The organism is Pseudomonas sp. HY2-MNA-CIBAN-0224 (assembly GCF_040310285.1).
In the GTDB taxonomy this organism is placed as follows: Bacteria; Pseudomonadota; Gammaproteobacteria; order Pseudomonadales; family Pseudomonadaceae; genus Aquipseudomonas; species Aquipseudomonas helleri.
In genome coordinates, this window is the sequence record NZ_JBEOPQ010000007.1 from 37,039 (window position 1) to 58,694 (window position 21,656).

The following is a 21,656-nucleotide window of genomic DNA, read 5'->3' on the forward strand; positions in this document are numbered from 1 at the left end:
CGGCTTTGTTGGCTTTATCAAGCAAGCCCGCCGCAGGCCAACACCTTTATTGAGTCGGTTGAGGGGAGGTTGATGATGAAGAAGTTTCTGACGAAGCTGCTGTGCGGCGCCACTGCATTACTGGCAGTCAGCGCAGCCCATGCAGGCTCCATTGACGACGCGGTCAAACGCGGCACGCTGAAAGTCGGTATGGACCCAACGTACATGCCGTTTGAAATGACCAACAAGCGCGGTCAGATCATTGGTTTTGAAGTTGACCTGCTCAAAGCCATGGCCAAGTCCATGGGCGTCAAGCTGGAACTGGTGTCCACGGCCTACGACGGTATCATCCCGGCCCTCATGACCAACAAGTTCGACATGATCGGCAGCGGCATGACCCTGACCCAAGAGCGCAACCTGCGCCTGAACTTCAGCGAACCCTTCATTGTTGTGGGCCAAACTCTGCTGATCCGCAAGGAGCTGGCAGACAAGGTCAAGTCCTACAAAGACCTCAACGATCCACAGTACCGCCTGACCTCCAAAATCGGCACCACGGGTGAAATCGTCGCGCGCAAGCTGATGTCCAAAGCCCAGTACCACGGCTACGACAACGAGCCAGAAGCGGTGCTGGACGTGGTTAACGGCAAGGCAGACGCGTTTATCTACGACGCGCCTTACAACGTTGTAGCGGTCAACAAGTTCGGCAACGGCAAGCTGGAGTTCCTCGACAAGCCGTTCACCTACGAACCGTTGGCGTTTGGTCTGAAGAAAGGCGACTACGACAGCATCAACTACATCAATAACTTCCTGCACCAGATCCACGAAGACGGCACCTACGATCGCATCCATGACAAGTGGTTCAAAGACACCGCTTGGCTCAAAGACATGGAATAAGGCTGTTAAACCATTCGTCAACTTGCTCGCGCCTGCACACCACCTGTAGGCGCGGGCTTGCTCGCGATGGCGGCCTCCCTAGCGACACAAAACGTGGAACCTGAAAGTGATCAAACAAAAGAAAGCCCAGTGGCCCTGGCACGTCTTGACCGTGCTGATCCTCATCGGTCTGGCGGGGGCGCTGTATTACGCCACCTCGCTGATGTCCTACGAGTGGCGCTGGAACCGAGTCCCGCAGTACTTCGCCTATCAGGCCGAAGAAGCTCAGCGGGCCGCTGAAACCTCCACCGTGATTGAAGTGATACACAACGGCGGCAAAGCCGAAGTTGTACTGCGCGGCGACGATGGCGCTGAACAGCGTGTGACCGTTGCTGACAACAGCCTGCAATTGGCTGAGGGCGACGATGTCGCTGAAGGCGATGTGATCGGTGTGAACCGACATTGGGCTGCCGGGCCGCTGCTGCTGGGCCTGTGGACCACCGTTTGGCTGTCGCTGGTGTCTGGCGTGCTGGGTTTGCTGATCGGGCTGGCCACGGGCCTGTGCCGGCTGTCAAACAACCCGACTCTGCGTGACCTGTCGACGTTGTACGTCGAGCTGGTACGCGGTACGCCGTTGCTGGTGCAGATTTTTATCTTCTACTTCTTTATTGGCACCGTGCTGAACCTGTCCCGCGAATTTGCCGGCATTGCCGCGCTGTCGCTGTTCACGGGCGCGTACGTGGCCGAAATCATCCGCGCGGGCGTCCAGTCCATCGCCCGTGGGCAAAACGAAGCGGCACGCTCGCTGGGCCTCAACGCCAGCCAGTCGATGCGCTACGTGGTCCTGCCGCAAGCGTTCAAACGGGTGCTGCCACCGCTGGCCGGGCAATTTATCAGCCTGGTCAAAGACACCTCGCTGGTGTCGGTGATTGCGATTACCGAGCTGCTCAAAAGTGGTCGTGAAGTCATCACCACCTCGTTCTCGCCGTTTGAAATCCTGTTCTGCGTGGCGGGCCTGTACTTGTTGATCAACCTGCCGCTGTCGCACTTCGCCAGCCGGCTTGAGCGGAGGCTCGCGCAAAGTGATTGAAGTTCGCGAACTGGTAAAAGTCTTCGACACCCGCGGGCACATCGTACGCGCGGTCGACAACGTCACCACCAAGGTCGACAAGGGCGAAGTGCTGGTGGTGATCGGCCCGTCCGGCTCCGGCAAATCGACCTTTCTGCGCTGCCTCAATGGCCTGGAGGAGTTCGATTCGGGCTCCGTCAGCATTGATGGCGTTGATTTGGCCGACCCGAAAACCGACGTCAACGCCTACCGGCGTGAAGTCGGCATGGTGTTCCAGCATTTCAACCTGTTCCCGCACATGACCGTGCTCGAAAACCTCTGCTTGGCGCAGAAAGTCGTGCGCAAGCGCGGCAAGGCCGAACGTGAAGCCAAGGCCCGTGCGCTGCTGGAGAAAGTCGGGATCGGGCAGAAGGCCAACGAGTTTCCGTCACGCCTGTCGGGCGGCCAGCAACAGCGTGTGGCCATTGCCCGTGCGCTGGCGATGGAGCCCAAGGTCATGTTGTTTGACGAGCCCACCTCGGCACTCGACCCGGAGATGGTCGGCGAAGTGCTCGACGTGATGAAGACCCTGGCCCTGGAAGGCATGACCATGGTCTGCGTGACCCACGAAATGGGCTTCGCCCGTGAAGTGGCGAACCGCGTGCTGTTCTTCGATCACGGCAAACTGCTGGAAGACTCCGCCCCGGAAGACTTCTTCAACTCGCCAAAAGACCTGCGCGCCCAAGCGTTCTTGCGCCAAGTCTTGTAACGCCAAACCCCCGTAGGAGCGAGCTTGCCTCGCGATCTTTTAAACAATCAAAAGATCGCGAGACAAGCTCGCTCCTACCGGTTTAGACCCTGAATCGCCCCACCAACGTCTGCAGATGCGTGCCCAGGCGCGCCAGCTCAATGCTTGACGCGGCGGTTTCTTCGCTGGCGGCGGCTGTTTGATCCGACACATCACGCACATTCAGCACGCTGCGGTTGATCTCTTCCGCCACGGCACTTTGCTGCTCGGCGGCAGCTGCAATTTGCTGGTTCATGCCCTGAATAGCAGACACGGTACGGGTGATGTTGCCCAGCGACTGGCCCGCAGTACGGGTCAGTTCGACGCTGTTGTCGGTGAGGGTACGGCTGCTGTCCAGGCGACTTGAGACCTGCTGTGTGCTGCTTTGCAGGCCGGCAATCAGTTCTTCGATTTCCTCGGTTGATTGCTGCGTGCGTTGCGCCAGGCTGCGCACCTCGTCTGCCACCACCGCAAAACCGCGCCCGGCTTCACCGGCCCGTGCCGCCTCAATGGCCGCGTTCAGGGCCAGCAGGTTGGTTTGCTGGGCCACCGACTTGATCACGTCCAGCACACTGCCGATCTTGTCGCTTTCGCGCTTGAGGTGATCCATGGCCTCGGTGGAGTGCGCAACCTCGACGGCGAGCTTCTCGATCTGGGCAATGGCTTGTGCAACCACCGTGTCGCCTTCGTGGGCCTGCTGGTCGGCAGCACCGGCGGCTTCGCTGGCTTCTTCGGCATTACGCGCCACTTCTTGCACCGTCGCGGCCATTTCGTTCATGGCGGTGGCCACCTGGTCGGTTTCGACCTTCTGGCTGTTAACCCCGGCGCTGGTTTGCTCGGTGACCGCAGACAGCTCTTCCGCGGCGCTGGCAATCTGGGTGACACCATCGCGAATCCCGCCAATCAGCTCACGCAGGCCTACGGTCATGTTCTGGATGGACTTCTGCAATTGCCCCAGCTCATCACGGCGCTCAGTTTTAGTGTCATGGGACAGGTCACCGGCGGCGATGTACTCAACGGACTTGAGCGTGCGTTGTAGCGGCACCACGATCTGACGGGTGATGATCCAGGCCGCAATGATCCCGATCACCAACGCCAGCACGGCACAACTGACCAGCAGCGTTCTGGCCTGCTGGCTGTCTCTGTCACGCTTGGCGGTTTGCAGTGCCGAGAGCTTTTGGCTCAGGTCGATCAGGTTATTGCCTTGCAGGTGCATGCGCTCCAGCGCCTGATCGGTATTTTTACCTTGCGCCAGGTCATCGAAGGCCCGTTTGTACTCGGCGGCGGCACTGATCTGCTGATCGACCAGCGCCAGGTCTTCAGGCATGGTCAGCTGTTTACGCGACGAAACCAGAATAGTGTCCAGCTCGCGCAAGCGCTCATCCACCTGGTGCTGGGCATCGGCCTGGTGAGTGAGTTGATAATCGAGCCGCGCAATGCGCAGGTCTTTGGTCAGTCCGATGATCCTGGAGATGCTGGCCAGTTTGTCGCCCCGTTCAATCACCGACGCCAGGCCATTCCAGCCGGCGGCGGCGATCAACACGGTCAGAACCAGCACCAGGCCGAAACCCAGGCTGAGTTTACGATTGACGCTCATATTGCCGAGTAGGTGGGCTAATCGACGGTACATGGTGCTGCTCCTTTAAGGACCTGGATCGAGAGACGCAAAGTTGTCCGTTGCTTTGCGGTGCTCGTGACTTCACAGCGCATCGGCGTACCGGTAGATAACTGTAGGACGGCTGTCGAATATGTGATCCAGGTCGCAAGAAGTGGCCTATTGCCATGTGTGACTTGAGTCAATAGACGGTCAGACGGTATTCCAAGAATGCTCAACACAAAGGGAGGCAGGTGAGGCAACAGATTGAGTGTTGGTTTTAGGGGCTTGTTAGCTGTCCAGCTAATGATAGGCTTAGGTCAAATGTTTAGCAGACTGTTCAGCTTTAGCTGAGCAGCTAATGATGCATTTAGGGCTAAGAATATGAGCAAAAACCCACATCGTTCAGGTGTCGAATTCGAAAGGCAGGTATTGGAAGAGCTCACTGCGACGTTGGCGGAGGCGTTTGGTTCGGATGCCTCGGTGCACGATTTGGCAGGCCAGTTATTTTCTTCACCCGATTATCCCGAGCCTGACGGGTTGATAGAAATTACGACGCCCGGCAAAACTCTGATGATCTGCGTTGGGGTCAAAAAAGAGGTCTACCCGCGGGACATCAGAGACGCAGTGTGGAAGCTCAATAACTACCTGCGCTTTCAAGACCATCGCCAAGAAACCATCGGGATGCTTGCGGCAGGTTCACTTAGCCCTGGTGCGAAGGATGAGCTCAAGGCTCACAATATTGCTTACTTTGAGCCAGGCGGTAGCCTCTATCTGAAGCACGAACGTTGGCTAATCAACATCGTCAGGCCTACCAAGCGCTCCAAGAAACCCACCCACGGCGTAGACCTTTTTACAGATGCCCGTGAAAGCGTGATTCATGCGCTTTTGATGCATAGCAATGAATGGCTTACCGGGATTAAATTGGCCGAGCAGGCGAAGACCTCCTCGTACACCTGCTCACTGGTTTTGCAGGAACTGACGATGCGTGAGTGGGTGGAGTCTACTGGCGCAGGGCCTGGCAAGCGCAGAGCGCTTACCCGGCCCGAGAAGCTCCTGGATACCTGGGCTGAGCACTGGCAGGCGCGCAAGGAGCAACAGACGAAGTGGTACACCTTTGTCGAAAACCCCAACCAGATGCTGGCTCATCTGGCGGATCGGATAGATCGCCATAGCGTTGACTTCCCATGGGCATTCACAGGAACCGCCGCTGCCAATGCCGTCGCACCCTTGCTGACAAACACTGATGGTGCAGAAATTATTGTGCCCAAAGGTTATGCGCGCAAGATGGCTGACGTGCTTGGCTTGAGTCCTGTCAGCAAGGGGGCGAATGTCACGCTCATCGAGCGCGAGGAAGCGAGCTTGCTGTATCGATACCGGCATCCCGATCATCCTGCTTTCTTCGCAAGTGGATACATCCTGTACTTGGATCTGCTGAATGGTCGCGGGCGCAATAAAGAATTGGCTGACCACCTCAGGGCGCGCTTGGAGTCTTTATGGGAAAAGAATTGAAGCCGCGCACAGCAGCCGGGTATAGCACCGAAATTACTCTGGCCTGTGAGAGAACACTGCTTACGCTGCTCAGCGCATTTGGGAACCTGAAAGATACCCTGAGACTGGTCGGAGGCCTGGTTCCTCGCTACCTCACTCCTGAGACCCCTCCAGATATTCCGATGCACACTGGTACTTCTGACGTCGATATTGTGATCAATCTGGAAGTCCTTGCGATTGGCGATGAGTATGCCTGCCTCGCCGATCAGCTAAAGGCACGGGGGTTTAGCCGTTTGGTCAAGGATGGAAAACCCTCCTCTTGGCAATGGCGTCGACAGATCGATGAGCATGTCGAGGTGGTGGTTGAGTTGCTCAGGGATGCAGGCGATCAACAGCCGGGAAGGGCGATAAGTGTCAGTGGGGAGCAGGTCTCAGCGCTCACCATCAAGCATGCCGGAATCGTCCATGATTGGTATCAAGAGAAAGAAATCAGCGCCCAACTTTTGGATGGCGCAGGGTTGTCGGTAGACGTTGTGCGGTATGCAGATGTACCAGCGTTTGTGATCTTGAAGGCTCTGGCTCTGGACCATCGTCAGGAAAGAAAAGATGCCTCAGACCTCATCCATGTGATCAAGTATTCAGGCTCAATAGCGCAGGTAGCCGCTCTATTTGTCGAGCGTATCCGTTCCGGGCAACACCCGGAGGCGATGAATGAAGGGCTAGCGGCATTAGCAAGACGTTTTGGCGATGACCATCACGGAGCAGGGTTTGAGAAAGTGGGGGCTGTTGCCTACGCACGTTTTTATGGCGATGACGATGACGATGAATTAGTGGGCCGGCAGCGTTATGCCGCAGGATTGATTCAAAGCATGCTGGCGGAAATTGATGCTCAGTTGGCGAAAGCCTGCTGAGCCAGAACCCCAAAGGCCCCTCGGGAGGGCCTGTTCAAGATCAAAAGATCGCGAGACAAGCTCGCTCCTACGAGAGGCGGTGGGCTTAGAACAGCCGGGCGAGGAGGGCGGTGACGGCGGTTTCTACCCGCAGGATGCGGGCGCCAAGTTGTACCGGTTGCAACCCGGCGTTGACCAGCAGGTCGATCTCGTAAGGAATCCAGCCACCTTCCGGGCCGATGGCCAGGGTGACGGCTTCGCTCAGGCCGCGTGGGCAATCGGGGTAGTTGCCGGGGTGGCCGACCAGGCCCAAGGTGCCGTCGGCCATGGCCGGCAGGCGGTCTTCGACAAACGGTTTGAAGCGCTTTTCGATGATGATTTCGGGCAGCACGCTGTCGCGGGACTGTTCAAGGCCCAAGATCAACTGTTCGCGTATGGCCTCGGGCTCCAGAAACGGGGTTTGCCAGAAGCTCTTTTCAACCCGGTAACTGTTGACCAGCACGACCTTGGGCACGCCCATGGACGCCACCGTCTGAAGTACCCGACGCAACATTTTCGGGCGCGGCAGGGCCAGCAGCAGGGTCAGCGGGAGTTTTTGCGGCGGGGGCTGATCGAGGCTGAGGATCACCAGCTCGGCCTCTTTGGCTTCAAGACGCACCAGCTCAGCGCTGCCCATCAAACCGCCAATCCGCCCCACGCGCAGGGTGTCGCCCACCGCTGCCCGGTGCACGTCCTGCATGTGGGTCAGGCGCCGGTCGCGCAGGATCACGCGGTCGGCAGCAATGAAGTCAGCCTCTTCGAGGAGCAGCAGGTTCACGGCTGCGGTGCTGGCGGTTGGGCGTTGCTGTCACTGTCAGCCGGCTCTTCTTCGTCGCCGCGCTTGTTTTTGCTGATCAGGCTGCCAAACAGAATGCCTATCTCAAACAGCATCCACATCGGCACGGCCAGTAGCGTCTGCGAAAAGATGTCTGGCGGGGTCAGGATCATGCCGACCACGAAGCAGCCGATGATCACGTACGGACGGATCTTGCGCAGGTATTTGACGTCGACGATGCCGATCCAGACCAGCAGTACCACAGCCACCGGAATTTCAAAGGCCACGCCAAAGGCAAAAAACAGGGTCATGACGAAATCAAGGTAACTGCTGATGTCGGTCATCATGGCCACGCCTTCAGGGGTCGCGGCAGCAAAGAACTTGAACACCAGCGGGAAGACCAGGAAGTAGGCAAACGCCATACCGGCATAGAACAAAAAGATGCTGGAGATCAGCAGCGGTACGGCAATGCGCTTTTCATGCTTGTACAGGCCCGGCGCAATAAAGCCCCAGATCTGGTGCAGGATCACCGGAATGGCAATAAACAGCGAGACCATCATGGTCAGCTTGAGCGGCGTGAGGAACGGCGAGGCCACGTCGGTGGCGATCATCGTGGCGCCCACCGGCAGGTATTCACGCAGCGGCGTGGAGACCAGGGTGTAGATCTGCTGCGTAAAGGCAAACAAGGCGATGAAGATCAGAAAGACCGCCGCAATACAGCGCAACAAACGGGTACGCAGCTCGGTCAGGTGCGAGACCAGCGGCATTGGCTGGTCGTGTTCGGGCTGCTCGTTTTTGGAGGAGTCGCTCATGCGCTTAGGGGGCTCGCGGTGGCAGGGTTGGGTCGTGTGGCGCAGGCGCGTGAGGCGCTGGCCCGGCCTCGGTCTCGCTCAGGCTGGTCGGTGCCGGGCTGGCAGGCTCCGGGTGAGCCAGCGGGGCCACAGGCGCGACTTCGGGGGCTGCCACGGGCTCTGTGGGCGCCACGGGCGGCACCGTCGGCTGGAGCGGGGCCAAGATCTTCTTGGCTTCCTCTTCCATCGACAAGATGTGTTCGTTGTGCAACTGGCGACGAATCTCGTCAGCGCCGATTTCACGTTCAACTTCCTGTTTGATCGCATTGAAACTGCGTTTCAAGCGTCCGATCCACAGGCCGGCGGTGCGTGCAGCACCCGGCAGGCGCTCGGGGCCCAGCACCACGAGGGCAACCAGGCCGACAAGCAGCAGTTCACTGAAGCTGATACCGAACATGGGTTTTGGCTCACACGTCTTTGCGGGTCGGCTCTTCGACTTTTTGCGCCTGCACGTCGATGGTGTGCGGCTCATTCAGGGTCGAAGTGGTGTGCGGTGTCGGTGCGGCAGTTGGCTGCGCAGGAGGAACCACGGGTTCAGCAGGCTTTTCGTCGTCGTTCATGGCTTTGCGAAAGCCTTTGATCGACTCGCCCACGTCGGTGCCCAGATTTTTCAGTTTTTTGGTGCCGAAGACCAGGACCACGACTACCAGAATGACGATCCAGTGTTTCCAGTCAAAAATGCCCATGCTGTGCTCCTTGAAAAAAGGGTTTAGGCGGAAGGCCGGGAGGCTTTTTCCACGTGTCCGGAAGTGCCGATGCGGCGCTCCAGTTCATCCAGTACCGCCTGAGGATGCTGGCCCAGCTGGGCAAGCATGATCATGCTGTGGAACCATAAATCAGCCGTTTCGTAGATAACATCGCTGCAGTCACCGCTGATGGCAGCATCTTTGGCGGCAATGATGGTTTCGACCGACTCTTCGCCGACTTTCTCCAGGATCTTGTTCAGGCCCTTGTGGTACAGGCTGGCGACATAGGAGCTGTCTGGCGTGGCGCCTTTACGTGCTTCGAGCACCTGAGCGACGCGGTTCAGGGTGTCAGTCATGGGAGTGGCCTGCGTGATAAATGGCGTTCGGGTCTTTAAGCACCGGATCAACGGTCTTCCATTCGGCATTTTCATAAACGCGATAGAAGCAGCTTTGACGGCCGGTATGGCAAGCGATGTCGCCGATTTGCTCAACCATCAGGATGATCACATCAGCGTCGCAGTCCAGGCGCATTTCATGCAGTTTTTGCACGTGGCCTGATTCTTCACCTTTGCGCCACAGTTTGCCACGCGAGCGTGACCAGTAGATGGCACGGTTTTCTGCCGCGGTCAGGCTCAGGGCCTCGCGGTTCATCCAGGCCATCATCAGCACACGTCCGGTTTTATGGTCTTGGGCAATTGCCGGCACCAGGCCATCGTTGTCCCATTTGATCTCGTCCAGCCAGTCTTTCATGTTTGACTCCGCACTCGCGATGCCCACAGTTTGCCAGCCTCTCTCAAGAGTGACCAGAATTCCTACGATCGGCGCACGATCAGGTAAAGGCCCACCACCAGCAGGATACCCGCCGGCCAGTAACCGATGCTGCCCAAGGGGCCGACAGTTGCCAGCAAGGCACCCGCAACCACATGCCCGGCGCCCAGCAGGCGCAAGAACCAGCCGTCACGGGGCTCACGCACCGCCAGCGGCTGGTTTTTGGCGTGAGGTTGAGACATGCGTTCCAGCAGGTCGCGGGTCATGCCCGCCAGATGCGGGATCTGCTCGACCTGGCTGTGCAGGTTGCGCAGCAGGGTTTTGGGGCTGACGCGCTCGCGCATCCAGCGTTCAAGGAACGGCTGCGCGGTGCTCCACAGGTCAAGGTCGGGGTACAGCTGGCGGCCCAAGCCTTCGATGTTGAGCAGGGTTTTTTGTAACAAAACCAACTGCGGCTGGACTTCCATGTTGAAGCGCCGAGCGGTCTGGAACAGGCGCATCAGCACCTGACCAAAGGAAATCTCTTTGAGCGGCTTCTCGAAAATCGGCTCGCACACGGTGCGGATCGCCGCCTCAAACTCGTTGAGCTTGGTGTTCGCCGGGACCCAGCCCGAGTCGATGTGCAGTTGGGCCACACGCCGGTAATCACGCTTGAAGAAGGCAAACAGGTTGCGCGCCAGGTAGTCCTGGTCTTCGGGGGTCAGGCTGCCGACGATGCCGCAGTCGATGGCGATGTATTGCGGGCTCCACGGGCTGACCGTGCTGACAAAAATGTTGCCGGGGTGCATGTCGGCATGGAAAAAACTGTCACGAAACACTTGGGTGAAGAAGATCTCGACCCCGCGCTCGGCCAGCAGCTTCATGTCGGTGCGCTGGTCGGCCAAGGCCGCCAGATCGGTGACTTGCAGCCCGTAGATGCGCTCCATGACCAGCACTTTGGGGCGGCACCAGTCCCAGTAAATCTGTGGCACGTAAAGCAGCGGCGAACCTTCGAAGTTGCGCTTGAGCTGGCTGGCGTTGGCCGCCTCGCGCAGCAGGTCGAGTTCGTCGTAGATGGTTTTTTCGTAATCGCTGACCACGTCTACCGGGTGCAGCAGGCGCGCGTCGGCGCTCAAGCGCTCGGCGGTCTTGGCCAGAATAAACAGCCAGGCCAGGTCAGAACCGATGATCGGCTTTAGGCCCGGGCGGACGACTTTGACCACAACCTCTTCGCCGGTCTTGAGTTTGGCGGCGTGCACCTGAGCCACCGAGGCCGAGGCCAGCGGCTCAATGTCAAAACGGCTAAAGACTTCGCTGATTTTGGCGCCGAGCTGTTCTTCGATCAGCTTGACCGCCAGTTCCGGGTCGAAAGGCGGAACCCGGTCTTGCAGCAGCATCAACTCATCGGCGATGTCCGGGGGGAGCAGGTCGCGACGGGTCGACAGAATTTGCCCGAACTTGATGAAGATCGGTCCCAAGTCCTGCAAAGCCAAGCGCAGGGCTGCGCCTCGGCTCAGCTCCAGCTTTTTACGCGGGAACCAGCGCCACGGCAGGGCATAGCGCAGCGACAACAGCCACCACGGCAAGGGCAGGGCAAACAGCAGGTCATCCAGGCGGTAGCGAATGACGACGCGCTGGATGCGAAACAAACGGCGTATGGCAAGCAGCTTCATGCGTGATCGCTGGGCTTGAGGGATCGGCTGAGGCGCTCAAAGCGTGCCTCCAGGCGGTCCAGGTCGAGTTTAAGTCGGTCGATTTGCTCAAAGCGCGCTTGCGCTTCACGTTCGCCGACCAAGGTGCGGGCTTCTTCGCTCAGGTATTCGGCCAGGTTCTGATTGAGGCTGGCGAAACCTTGCTGGTACCAGTTGGCGCGGCTGCGCAGGTGGCCGCCGATCAACGCCGTAGGCACAGGGCCGAGCCAGCGTGAGAGTTCGTACTCCCAGTCCAGCTCAAGGTCTTGCAGCACGGCGGCCAGCGCCATCAGCGCGGCGCTGTCGCCTTCGAGGTCGACCTGCGGGCTGTGCAACACCGCGCTTTTGTCTTTGCTCAAGGCCAGGCGCAGCAGGGTCGACGTCGGGGCACGCAAGGTGCAGTCGGCGTCGGCGGCCCACTCAGCGGCCAGCAGCAGGCCTTCATCGCTGGGCAGGATAAACAGCTGAACCGTCGGGCTGCTGCCGCGCACCGCAATGACCTTACCGGTCAACGGGCGCAAGCGTGCCAAGGCCGTGCTGTCCAGGCGCAATACCCGGTTAACGCCGGTTTCGACGCTGGCGAGAAGGCCGCGCAGCAACATCAGGGCTTGATGCCGCGGTGCAGTGCGACGATACCTGAGGTCATGTTGTGATAGGTCACGCGGTCAAAACCGGCCTCGACCATCATCGACTTCAGCGTCTCCTGGTTCGGGTGCATGCGGATCGATTCAGCCAGGTAGCGGTAGCTGTCGGCATCGTTGAGCACCAGCTTGCCGACCATGGGCATAAAGGCGAACGAGTAAGCGTCGTAGACCTTGGACATCAGCGCATTGGTCGGCTTGGAGAACTCCAGCACCAACAGGCGGCCGCCCGGCTTGAGCACACGCAGCATGGAGCGCAGCGCGTCTTCTTTGTGGGTCACGTTACGCAGGCCAAAGGCAATGGTCACGCAGTCGAAGTGGTTGTCCGGGAACGGCAGCTTTTCGGCGTCGGCCTGAACGAACTCGATATTGCCGGCAACGCCTTTGTCCAGCAGGCGATCACGGCCTACCTTGAGCATCGAGGCGTTGATGTCGGCCAGTACCACGTGGCCGGTCGGGCCGACCAGTTGCGAGAACTTGCGCGCCAGATCGCCCGTACCGCCAGCGATGTCCAGCACCTTGTTGCCAGGGCGTACACCCGACAGCTCGATGGTGAAACGCTTCCACAGACGGTGCATGCCGCCCGACAGAACGTCGTTCATCAGGTCATATTTACCGGCCACGGAGTGGAAAACCTCGGCGACTTTGTCGGCCTTTTGGCTTTCCGGCACGTTCTTGAAGCCGAAGTGAGTGGTGGGTTCGGCATCGCTGCCTTTGCGCTGATCAGTCATATCGCTGTCACCAGAAGAGAATGCTGGCCATTCTAATCCCGGTAGCCGGCTTTGTCTTGGCGAGGGTCAATGTAAGTATAGTGATCGACTTTTTTACGAGGAAAGCAGCAATGGCAAACATCAGTGTTGAGCGCACCCACACCCTGGGTCTTGAGCAGGCACGGGTCAAGGCCCGGGAAGTGGTGGGCAAGCTGCAATCTCAGTACGGGCTAAGCCCTGAGTGGTCCGGCGACAAGGTGACCCTGAAGCGTTCCGGGGTCGAGGCCCAACTGGAAGTGGATGAGCGGCGGGTCAAAGTGGACGTGAAACTGGGCATGTTGATGTCGGCGATGAGCGGCATGATCCAGTCAGAAATTGAACGCTCGCTGGACAAAGCCTTGGCATAAACCTGTTTTAAACCTGCCTTGAAACTAGGCGGATTAAGGTCTAAACCTGTTACAGGTGAACATGTTGTTCACCTTGATGACGCGGCGCTTTGACTCAAAGACGTCGCGACTGAACATTGAGGGGAACACAATGGCTGCAAAGAAACCGGCTGCACCTGCAAAAGAAAGTCACTCATGGACCGGCAAGATAGAAGAGTACTCGCGCAAGATCTGGTTGGCAGGCCTTGGGGTGTACTCAAAGATTGATGCCGATGGCAGCAAGCTGTTTGACAGCCTGGTCAAAGACGGCGAAAAAGCTGAAAAGCTGGCCAAGAGTGCAGGCAACAAGTTTGTCGATGAAGCCAAGGCAACCACCTCATCCGCGCGCTCACGGGTTGAAGATGTGAAAGACCTGGCGCTGGAGAAGTGGAGCGAATTCGAAGAGGCTTTCGATAAACGCCTGAGCAGCGCGATCTCCCGTTTGGGCGTACCGAGCCGCGAAGAAGTCAAAACCTTGCATGCGCAAGTTGATGTGCTGACCAAACACATCGAAAAACTCACCGCCGCCGCCGCAAAGGTCGCCGCTACCAAAGCCACGCCTGCAAGCAAGCCCGCGCCAGCCAAAGCGACAGCCGCCAAGCCAGCCGTTAAGCCTGCCGCGGCCAAACCTGCTGCTGCCAAGCCAGCGGCCGCTAAACCAGCCGCCAAGCCTGCAACGGCTAAACCGGCAGCCAGCGCTGCGGCCAAGCCTGTGACAAAACCAGCCGCAAAACCTGTTACCAAAGCCCCCGCCAAGCCAGCCGCAAAACCGGCAGCCAAGGCAGCGGCCAAACCCGCTGCTAAAAAACCGGCGGCGGTCAAAAAACCAGCCGAAGTGAAGGCCCCGGAGCCAACCACCCCATCCTGAGTTGCCCACATCCAACCTGTAGGAGCGAGCTTGCCTAGCGATCTTTTGATCTTTAAAAAGCTCGCGAGACAAGCTCGCTCCTACAGTTGGCCAGGGTGCTACAGCATCAGCTTTACAACTGACACCGAAGGGTCGCGGGACTTGCCGGCGGCTTTGAGTTCGGCCAGGTAGTCCTGCCACAACTCATCCTGGCGTTTCCCCAGTTGATACAGGTACTCCCAGGTAAACAGCCCGCTGTCATGGCCGTCATCGAAGGTCAGCTTCAGGGCGTACTGGCCTGCGGGTTCGATCTTGAGCAAACCGACATTGATTTTGCCGAATTGCAAAATGGGCTTGCCGTGGCCCTGCACCTCTGCGGACGGCGAATGCACGCGCAGCAGTTCGGCCGGCAGGTGGTACTCCTCGCCAGACGGGTACTTGAGGGTCAGGGTTTTTGAGGCTTTGTGCAGGTTGATGGCGCTGGGGATCATGGTCATAACCTTTTGGTCTTCACACAAACACGAAGCCGCTGTCGCAGGCTGCGACAGCGGCTACAGGTGCCCGGCTTACAAGATGTAGCGCGAGAGGTCTTCGTTCTTGGCCAGTTCGCCCAAGTGGCTGTTCACGTACTCGGCGTCAATACGAATCGGCTCTTCGTTCTGAGCGCTGGCGATGTCACCGGCACTGAACGATACCTCTTCGAGCAGGCGCTCCAGCAGCGTGTGCAGACGACGAGCACCGATGTTTTCGGTTTTTTCGTTAACCTGCCAGGCAATTTCCGCCAGACGCTTGATGCCTTCAGGCTGGAACTCAATGTTCAGACCTTCAGTTTTCAGCAGTTCGCGGTATTGCTCGGTCAGCGAAGCGTGCGGCTCGCTGAGGATGCGTTCGAAGTCTTCCGGGGTCAGCGCCTTGAGTTCGACACGGATCGGCAGACGGCCTTGCAGCTCAGGCACCAGATCGCTTGGCTTGCTCAGGTGGAACGCACCGGAGGCGATAAACAGGATGTGGTCAGTTTTAACCATGCCCAGCTTGGTGTTGACGGTGCAGCCTTCGATCAGCGGCAGCAGGTCGCGCTGCACGCCTTCACGGGATACATCGGCACCGCCGACGTTGCCGCGTTTGGCAACCTTGTCGATTTCGTCGATGAACACGATGCCGTGCTGTTCAACGGCTTCCAGGGCTTTGGCCTTGAGTTCTTCGTCGTTGACCAGGCGGCTGGCTTCTTCGTCGCGCACCATTTTCAGGGCTTCTTTGACTTTCAGCTTGCGGCTCTTGCGCTTGCCTTTGCCCATGTTGGCAAACAGGCTTTGCAGCTGGTTGGTCATTTCTTCCATGCCAGGCGGCGCGGAAATATCGACACCGGCCACGTCGGCCACTTCGATTTCAATTTCCTTGTCGTCCAGCTGGCCTTCACGCAGGCGCTTGCGGAACAGCTGACGGGTGTTGGAGTCCTGCGGTGTCGCCGCCTCTTCGCCAAACGTGCGGGCAGGTGGCAGCAATGCGTCGAGAATGCGCTCTTCAGCGGCATCTTCAGCGCGGTGGCGGACTTTAACGATTTCTTGTTCGCGCAGCAGCTTGATCGCCGCGTCAGCCAGATCACGGATGATCGACTCAACGTCGCGGCCCACATAGCCCACTTCGGTGAATTTGGTGGCTTCAACCTTGATGAACGGTGCGTTGGCCAGTTTGGCCAGACGGCGCGCGATTTCGGTTTTACCGACACCGGTCGGGCCGATCATCAGGATGTTTTTCGGGGTGACTTCAACGCGCAGCTCTTCAGGGAGCTGCATGCGGCGCCAGCGGTTACGCAAGGCGATGGCAACGGCGCGTTTGGCGTCGTCCTGGCCGATGATATGGCGGTTGAGTTCGTGGACGATTTCGCGGGGAGTCATGGACATAATAATTGGCGTTCCTCTAGCTGAAGTCAGGTGCATACACGGGCCAGCGAACTGGCCCGGCAGGGGGCTTACTCAGCGAGGTCCTGCTCCTCAATAGTGATGTTGTGGTTGGTGAACACGCAGATGTCGCCAGCAATCCCGAGAGCGGTCTCGGCGATTTCGCGGGCCGGCAGGTCGGTTTTCATCAGCAGGGCGCGGGCTGCCGCCTGGGCAAAAGCACCGCCAGAACCCATGGCGATCAAGCCGTCTTCGGGCTCAACCACGTCGCCGTTACCGGTGATGATCAAGGACGCGTCTTTGTTGGCGACGGCCAACATGGCTTCCAGGCGGCTCAGCGAGCGGTCGGTACGCCATTCTTTGGCCAACTCGACAGCGGCGCGAACCAGATGGCCCTGATGTTTCTCAAGCTGGCCTTCAAAGCGTTCGAACAGGGTGAATGCATCGGCAGTTGCACCGGCGAAACCGGCGATTACCTGGCCGTGGTACAGGCGACGGACTTTTTTCGCGTTGCCTTTCATCACGGTGTTGCCAAGAGAAACCTGGCCGTCGCCAGCCATAACGACTTTGCCGTGGCGGCGAACTGAAACGATGGTGGTCAAGGGAGAGTCTCCACGCAGCGGGGCGAAAATGCCTGATGGAGATACATATGGGGGTTGTAGCGCGTATTTCAACAGCGGGAGGGGAATGCGGATGAATGGAGTGAGAGATTTGGCGCCGACCTTGTGGGAGCGGGCTTGCTCACGATGATGCCATCGCGAGCAAGCCCGCTCCCACAGGGTTCATGTCCCGGCGAGAGTGCTGGGTGTTAGCGGCGCTGCTGCAACAACAGGTTGTTGAAGCCGCCACCGGCCAGTTGCTTCTGGGCCACGGTCAGTTGTTCGCGGTTGCTGAACGGGCCGACCAGTACCCGGTACCAGGTTTCGTCTTTCACCGTGCCCGACTCTACCGAAGCGGTTTGGCCGAGCAGGATGATCTGAGCGCGTACTTTGTCCGCATCAGCCTGTTTGCGGAACGAGCCCGCCTGCAGGAAGAACTTGGTCGTCGACGGCGCTTCCTTGACCACCGGTGGAGCAGGCGGTGGCGTCAGGCCGTTCAGGGCCGCTTGAGCCCGCACGGTGTCGATTTTTGCCGCTTCAGCCGGTGTCACCGGCGCCAGAGGGGCCGTTGGCTGCGCAGGTGGGGTTTTCTCCGGCACGGCTTCTGGCGGCACGATCACTTCTGACTCGGGCAGCAAGGTATAGAAGTCGTACTTGGGCTTGACCGGCTGAGTCGGGCTCGGCGGCGTCTTGTTGGCTTCAGCCGCTTGCGAGGTTTTTTGCGCCTCTTGTTTGACCCGTTTGACGTCGTCGCCCTTACCCGGCTCGAGCTTCATCAGGAACACAATAAACGCGCCGACGGTGAGGCCGATGGCCAGCCACAACCAGCCCGGAATCGGCTTTTTGGCTGGCGCCTGATACCGGCTGGCGCCTCGCTTGGGTGCAGGTTTTTTCTTGGCGGCCAACTTACATGCGCTCCAGAGTTTCCAGGCCCAGCAATTCCAGGCCTTGCTTGAGGGTCAGGCCGGCCAGGGCTGCCAGGCGCAGACGGCTTTGTTTTTGGGCCTCGTCTTCGGCGTTCAGGATCGGGCAGTTCTCGTAGAAGCTGGAGAACAGACCGGCCACTTCGTACAGGTAGGTGCACAGTGTGTGTGGCGTGCCTTTTTCAGCAACGTTGTTCAGCACTTCACCGAATTGCGCCAGTTTTGCGGCCAATTCCTGCTCTTGTGGCGCCGCCAGGACGATGTGTCCCGGTACTTCGTCGAAACGCTTGCCCAGTTTGCGGAACACGCCCGCCACACGGGTGTAGGCATACAGCAGGTAAGGTGCGGTATTGCCTTCAAAGTTCAACATCAGGTCAAAGTTGAAGCTGTAATCGCTGGCGCGGTGCTTGGACAGGTCCGCGTATTTCACCGCGTCGATGCCGACCACCTTGGCGATGGCGCGCAGTTCTTCTTCGGCCAGCTCAGGGTTCTTCTCTTTCACCAGGGTGTAGGCACGTTCCTGGGCTTCGGTAAGCAGGTCGATCAGTTTTACCGTGCCACCGTCGCGGGTCTTGAAAGGGCGGCCATCAGCGCCGTTCATGGTGCCGAAGCCCATGTGTTCCATTTCCATCGGGTGGGTCACAAAACCGGCTTTGCGTGCCACGGCAAACACTTGCTGGAAGTGCAGGGCCTGACGCTGGTCGACGAAGTACAGGGCGCGGTCGGCCTTCAGTACACCGCTGCGGTAGCGGATGGCTGCCAGGTCGGTGGTGGCGTACAGGTAGCCGCCGTCTGCCTTAACGATAATCACCGGCAACGGCTCGCCTTCGGCGTTTTTGAACTCGTCGAGGAACACGCACTGCGCGCCGTTGCTCTCCACCAGCATGCCTTTGGCTTTGAGATCGTTGACCACGTTGATCAGGTCGTCGTTGTAGGCGCTTTCGCCCATCACGTCGTCCATGGTCAATTTAACGTTCAGCAGTTCGTAGATTTTTTGGCAGTGCGACAGCGAGATGTCTTTGAACTTGCTCCACAGCGCCAGGCAGTCCGGGTCACCGGCTTGCAGCTTGACCACCAGGCTGCGGGCGCGGTCGGCAAATTCAGGGGACTCGTCGAAGCGCTTTTTGGCGGCGCGGTAGAAGTTTTCGAGGTCAGACAGCTCGTCGCTGGTGATCGGGTTTTCTTCCAGGTAGGCCATCAGCATGCCGAACTGGGTGCCCCAGTCGCCCACGTGGTTCTGACGGATCACTTCGTCGCCCAAAAACTCCAGCACCCGTGCCACGCCGTCACCAATGATGGTGGAGCGCAGGTGGCCCACGTGCATTTCCTTGGCCAGGTTAGGCGCGGACATGTCGACAGCGGTGCGCTGGTGCGGGCCGGCTTTGCGCACGCCGAGCTTTGGGTCGGCCAGTGCAGCGTCCAGGCGCGAGGCCAGGGCTTGAGTGTTCTGGAAAAAGTTGAGGAAACCGGGGCCGGCGATTTCGACCTTGCTGATTTGCTCATCGGCTGGCAGCGCGGCAATGATTTTTTCAGCCAGATCGCGTGGCTTAAGGCCTGCAGGTTTGGCCAGCATCATGGCGATGTTGCTGGCGAAGTCGCCGTGGGTTTTGTCACGGGCGTTTTCCACCTGAATCGCTGGCGTCAGGCCTTCAGGCAACACACCTTCTGTGACGAGTTGAGCAAGGGCTTGTTGAATCAGCTGGCGAATGGTGTCTTTCATGGTCTTCTCTTTCGACCGCAAGCGCGGTAGCGCTTCAGTGCGCAGGTGGAAAAACTGGGTATTGTCCGCTAACGGAGCGGCGAGCTGCAAGCCTGTAGGAGCAGCCGGTCAACGCTCGATTGTCTCGCGATCTTTTGATCGTTTAAAAGATCGCGAGACAAGCTCGCTCCTACACGCCTTGCGTCAATACAAATCAACCGGGTCGACATCCAGCGACCAGCGGACTTGCCTGCCGCTGGGCATTTGTTCAAGGATCAGCAGCCAGTGGCTCAGCAGCCGATGCAGCGGCGCGCGGGCGTTGGCTTGTAAGAGTAGTTGAGCGCGGTAGCGTCCGGCCCTGCGTTCCATTGGCGCAGGCACGGGGCCCAGCAGTTCGATGCCGCTCAGGTTCAGCTCGCCCAGCAAGCGCTCGGCTTCGCTGCAGGCTTCATCCAGGAACCCTTCGGCTTGCCCCGGCTTGTGCGCTTCGGCGCGCAGCAGCGCCAGGTGCGCAAAGGGCGGCAAACCCGCAGCCCGGCGTTCACTCAAGGCCTGTTCGGCGAAGGCAAAATAGCCTTGCTCGGTCAGTTGAATCAGTAGCGGGTGGTCGGCCAGGTGGGTCTGGATAATCACCCGGCCCGGTTCTTCAGCCCGGCCCGCACGGCCTGCGACCTGCACGATCAATTGCGCCATGCGTTCGCTGGCGCGGAAGTCGCCCGAGAACAGCCCGCCGTCAGCATCCAGAATCGACACCAGCGTCACCCGTGGAAAGTGGTGGCCCTTGGCGAGCATTTGCGTGCCCACCAAAATGCACGGCTGGCCTTTCTGGATGGTGGCAAACAGCTGGTTCATCGCGTCTTTGCGTGACGTGCTGTCGCGGTCGACCCGCAGCACCGGGTAATCCGGGAACAAAATCGCCAGCCGCTCTTCGGCTCGCTCGGTGCCTGCCCCTACAGGGCGCAAATCAACCTTGGCGCATTGCGGGCAATTGCGCGGCACGCGCTCGACGTAACCGCAGTGATGGCAGCGCAATTCGCCTGAGCGCTGATGAACGGTCATGCGCGCGTCGCAGCGCTTGCACTCCGACATCCAGCCGCAGTCATGGCACAGCAGGGTCGGTGCAAAGCCGCGACGGTTGAGAAACACCAGTACTTGCTGGCCCGCCGCCAGTGTCTGGCCGATGGCTTGTTGCATCGGCCCGGAAATACCGCTGTCCAGTGGGCGACTTTTTACATCCAGGCGCAGGAATCGCGGCTGCTTGGCTCCGCCTGCACGTTCATTCAAACGCAGCAAACCATAGCGGCCGGTGTAGGCGTTATGCAGGCTCTCCAGCGAAGGAGTGGCTGAGCCGAGCACGATCGGGATGTTTTCTTGCCGTGCCCGCACCAGCGCCAGGTCGCGGGCGTGGTAGCGCAGGCCTTCCTGCTGTTTATAAGAGCCGTCGTGTTCTTCGTCGATGATGATCAGCCCGGGGTTTTTCATCGGGATGAACAGCGCCGAGCGCGTGCCAATAATAATGTCGGCCTCGCCGTCGCGGGCCGCGAGCCAGCTTTCGAGACGCTCGCGATCATTGACTGCCGAGTGCACCAGTGCGATACGGGCGTTGAAGCGCTGCTCGAAGCGGGCCAGGGTTTGTGGCCCCAGGTTGATTTCCGGGATCAACACCAAGGCCTGTTTACCGGCTTCGAGGGTTTCGCGGATCAGCTGCAAATACACTTCGGTCTTGCCGCTGCCGGTCACGCCCGCCAATAAAAAGGCATGGAAGCTGTCGAACCCGGCGCGAATTGCCTCGCAGGCAGCGCGTTGTTCATCGTTGAGCGGCAGCTCGGGCTGGGCCAGCCAGCGTTCATGGCGTGCACTGGGCGCGTGGCGGCGAATTTCGACGGCCACCAGCTCTTTGGCCAGCAACAGGTCGAGGCTGTCCTTGTTCAGCTTTAACTTGCTCAACAGCTGATGGGCCACGCCGTGCGGGTGCTGGGCGAGAGTGGCCAGGGCCTCGCGCTGGCGCGGGGCGCGAGCGATACGTGGGTCATCCAGCTTGGCGCCGGGGGCGATCTGCCAGAAACGCTCCTGGCGCGCTTCGGCCAGTTCGCCCTGGCGCAGCAGCACGGGCAGCGCCCAGCTCAGCGTGTCGCCCAAGCTGTGCTGGTAATACTGCGACGTCCACAGGCACAGCTTGAACAGCGAGGCGGGCAGCGGTGGCGTGCTGTCGAGCAGGGCAATGGCCGGCTTGAGCTTGTCGGCCGGAACTTCGCTGTGATCGACCACTTCGACCAGAATGCCGATCATTTCCCGTCGCCCGAACGGCACCCGCAAGCGCATGCCAGGCTGTAATTGACTGCGCAGCACGCCCGCAGGCGCCCGGTAGTCAAACAGGCGGCGCAAAGGGGAAGGCAGGGCAAGGCGCAAAATGGCGTCGGGCACGCGGGGCTCTCAAGTGGTCGGCGTTCAATATGGCCGGGA

At 59.4% G+C, this 21,656-nt stretch carries 23 protein-coding genes; 7 read left to right on the plus strand and 16 right to left on the minus strand.

All coding sequences use genetic code 11. The features are described 5' to 3' along the window. The first annotated feature begins 75 nt into the window (after positions 1-75). The 3 genes from AAEZ03_RS06110 to AAEZ03_RS06120 all read left to right on the plus strand — a co-directional run bounded on the left by AAEZ03_RS06110 (position 76) and on the right by AAEZ03_RS06120 (position 2,669). Positions 76-873: a transporter substrate-binding domain-containing protein gene (locus tag AAEZ03_RS06110; protein ID WP_350576938.1), complete on the plus strand. Its 798-nt coding sequence runs from the start codon at positions 76-78 to the stop codon at positions 871-873. A gap of 109 nt (positions 874-982) precedes the next feature. Further along, positions 983-1,942, plus strand: coding sequence for an amino acid ABC transporter permease (locus AAEZ03_RS06115; RefSeq protein ID WP_390897335.1), 960 nt, complete (start codon positions 983-985; stop codon positions 1,940-1,942). After that, positions 1,935-2,669 carry an amino acid ABC transporter ATP-binding protein gene (locus AAEZ03_RS06120; RefSeq protein WP_048366739.1) on the plus strand — a complete coding sequence of 245 codons (735 nt, stop codon included), beginning with the start codon at positions 1,935-1,937 and terminating at the stop codon, positions 2,667-2,669. Before AAEZ03_RS06115 ends, AAEZ03_RS06120 begins: the two co-directional genes overlap by 8 nt. A gap of 82 nt (positions 2,670-2,751) precedes the next feature. Here AAEZ03_RS06120 and AAEZ03_RS06125 read toward each other — a convergent pair whose 3' ends face one another. Beyond that, positions 2,752-4,317: a methyl-accepting chemotaxis protein gene (locus AAEZ03_RS06125; RefSeq protein ID WP_350576942.1), complete on the minus strand. Its 1,566-nt coding sequence runs from the start codon at positions 4,315-4,317 to the stop codon at positions 2,752-2,754. A gap of 348 nt (positions 4,318-4,665) precedes the next feature. Between AAEZ03_RS06125 and AAEZ03_RS06130 the strand changes: the two genes are divergently transcribed. Both AAEZ03_RS06130 and AAEZ03_RS06135 read left to right on the plus strand, forming a co-directional pair. Further along, the gene (locus tag AAEZ03_RS06130; RefSeq protein WP_350576945.1) at positions 4,666-5,793 is read left to right on the plus strand and encodes a type IV toxin-antitoxin system AbiEi family antitoxin; all 1,128 of its coding nucleotides are present in this window, start codon (positions 4,666-4,668) and stop codon (positions 5,791-5,793) included. Beyond that, a complete protein-coding gene (locus tag AAEZ03_RS06135; protein WP_350576948.1) occupies positions 5,778-6,683 on the plus strand; it encodes a hypothetical protein in 906 nt (301 codons plus the stop codon). The genes AAEZ03_RS06130 and AAEZ03_RS06135 overlap by 16 nt, the downstream gene beginning before the upstream one ends. Before the next feature lie 85 nt (positions 6,684-6,768). Here AAEZ03_RS06135 and AAEZ03_RS06140 read toward each other — a convergent pair whose 3' ends face one another. The 9 genes from AAEZ03_RS06140 to ubiE form a co-directional block, all read right to left on the minus strand. After that, on the minus strand, positions 6,769-7,479 hold the full coding sequence (locus AAEZ03_RS06140) for a 16S rRNA (uracil(1498)-N(3))-methyltransferase (RefSeq protein ID WP_123751059.1): 711 nt from the start codon (positions 7,477-7,479) through the stop codon (positions 6,769-6,771). Beyond that, complete coding sequence (gene tatC / locus AAEZ03_RS06145) at positions 7,476-8,288, minus strand: twin-arginine translocase subunit TatC (RefSeq protein ID WP_048366736.1); 813 nt, start codon at positions 8,286-8,288, stop codon at positions 7,476-7,478. Before tatC ends, AAEZ03_RS06140 begins: the two co-directional genes overlap by 4 nt. A 4-nt stretch (positions 8,289-8,292) precedes the next feature. Continuing rightward, positions 8,293-8,724: a Sec-independent protein translocase protein TatB gene (tatB, locus tag AAEZ03_RS06150; protein ID WP_123751060.1), complete on the minus strand. Its 432-nt coding sequence runs from the start codon at positions 8,722-8,724 to the stop codon at positions 8,293-8,295. Positions 8,725-8,734: 10 nt separating this feature from the next. After that, positions 8,735-9,013 (minus strand): twin-arginine translocase TatA/TatE family subunit, encoded by a 279-nt coding sequence (locus AAEZ03_RS06155; protein WP_048366734.1) that lies wholly within the window; start codon positions 9,011-9,013, stop codon positions 8,735-8,737. A gap of 23 nt (positions 9,014-9,036) precedes the next feature. Then, positions 9,037-9,369 carry a phosphoribosyl-ATP diphosphatase gene (locus AAEZ03_RS06160; protein ID WP_048366733.1) on the minus strand — a complete coding sequence of 111 codons (333 nt, stop codon included), beginning with the start codon at positions 9,367-9,369 and terminating at the stop codon, positions 9,037-9,039. After that, positions 9,362-9,763: a phosphoribosyl-AMP cyclohydrolase gene (gene hisI / locus AAEZ03_RS06165; protein WP_019412272.1), complete on the minus strand. Its 402-nt coding sequence runs from the start codon at positions 9,761-9,763 to the stop codon at positions 9,362-9,364. The genes AAEZ03_RS06160 and hisI overlap by 8 nt, the downstream gene beginning before the upstream one ends. 62 nt (positions 9,764-9,825) lie before the next feature. After that, positions 9,826-11,433 carry a ubiquinone biosynthesis regulatory protein kinase UbiB gene (gene ubiB, locus AAEZ03_RS06170; RefSeq protein ID WP_048366731.1) on the minus strand — a complete coding sequence of 536 codons (1,608 nt, stop codon included), beginning with the start codon at positions 11,431-11,433 and terminating at the stop codon, positions 9,826-9,828. Further along, positions 11,430-12,053 carry a ubiquinone biosynthesis accessory factor UbiJ gene (locus AAEZ03_RS06175; RefSeq protein ID WP_123751061.1) on the minus strand — a complete coding sequence of 208 codons (624 nt, stop codon included), beginning with the start codon at positions 12,051-12,053 and terminating at the stop codon, positions 11,430-11,432. The genes ubiB and AAEZ03_RS06175 overlap by 4 nt, the downstream gene beginning before the upstream one ends. Further along, positions 12,053-12,823: a bifunctional demethylmenaquinone methyltransferase/2-methoxy-6-polyprenyl-1,4-benzoquinol methylase UbiE gene (ubiE, locus tag AAEZ03_RS06180; protein ID WP_048366729.1), complete on the minus strand. Its 771-nt coding sequence runs from the start codon at positions 12,821-12,823 to the stop codon at positions 12,053-12,055. Before ubiE ends, AAEZ03_RS06175 begins: the two co-directional genes overlap by 1 nt. A gap of 110 nt (positions 12,824-12,933) precedes the next feature. On the opposite strand from ubiE, the gene AAEZ03_RS06185 reads away from it, so the two are divergent. Both AAEZ03_RS06185 and AAEZ03_RS06190 read left to right on the plus strand, forming a co-directional pair. Beyond that, positions 12,934-13,209, plus strand: a complete 276-nt coding sequence (locus AAEZ03_RS06185; RefSeq protein ID WP_123751062.1) for a polyhydroxyalkanoic acid system family protein — start codon at positions 12,934-12,936, stop codon at positions 13,207-13,209. 130 nt (positions 13,210-13,339) lie between these two features. Further along, positions 13,340-14,095: a phasin family protein gene (locus AAEZ03_RS06190; RefSeq protein WP_350576957.1), complete on the plus strand. Its 756-nt coding sequence runs from the start codon at positions 13,340-13,342 to the stop codon at positions 14,093-14,095. 98 nt (positions 14,096-14,193) lie between these two features. On the opposite strand, the gene AAEZ03_RS06195 is transcribed toward AAEZ03_RS06190, so the two are convergent. The 6 genes from AAEZ03_RS06195 to AAEZ03_RS06220 form a co-directional block, all read right to left on the minus strand. Then, positions 14,194-14,565, minus strand: coding sequence for a gamma-butyrobetaine hydroxylase family protein (locus AAEZ03_RS06195; RefSeq protein ID WP_406549858.1), 372 nt, complete (start codon positions 14,563-14,565; stop codon positions 14,194-14,196). Between the two features lie 75 nt (positions 14,566-14,640). Further along, positions 14,641-15,975 (minus strand): ATP-dependent protease ATPase subunit HslU, encoded by a 1,335-nt coding sequence (gene hslU / locus AAEZ03_RS06200; protein WP_048366725.1) that lies wholly within the window; start codon positions 15,973-15,975, stop codon positions 14,641-14,643. 68 nt (positions 15,976-16,043) lie between these two features. Further along, complete coding sequence (gene hslV, locus AAEZ03_RS06205) at positions 16,044-16,574, minus strand: ATP-dependent protease subunit HslV (RefSeq protein WP_048366724.1); 531 nt, start codon at positions 16,572-16,574, stop codon at positions 16,044-16,046. A gap of 206 nt (positions 16,575-16,780) precedes the next feature. Beyond that, positions 16,781-17,476, minus strand: a complete 696-nt coding sequence (locus AAEZ03_RS06210) for an SPOR domain-containing protein (RefSeq protein ID WP_123751065.1) — start codon at positions 17,474-17,476, stop codon at positions 16,781-16,783. Between the two features lies 1 nt (position 17,477). Further along, positions 17,478-19,214, minus strand: a complete 1,737-nt coding sequence (argS, locus tag AAEZ03_RS06215) for an arginine--tRNA ligase (RefSeq protein ID WP_123751066.1) — start codon at positions 19,212-19,214, stop codon at positions 17,478-17,480. Positions 19,215-19,397: 183 nt separating this feature from the next. Further along, the gene (locus AAEZ03_RS06220; protein WP_350576963.1) at positions 19,398-21,617 is read right to left on the minus strand and encodes a primosomal protein N'; all 2,220 of its coding nucleotides are present in this window, start codon (positions 21,615-21,617) and stop codon (positions 19,398-19,400) included. Positions 21,618-21,656: the final 39 nt, after the last annotated feature.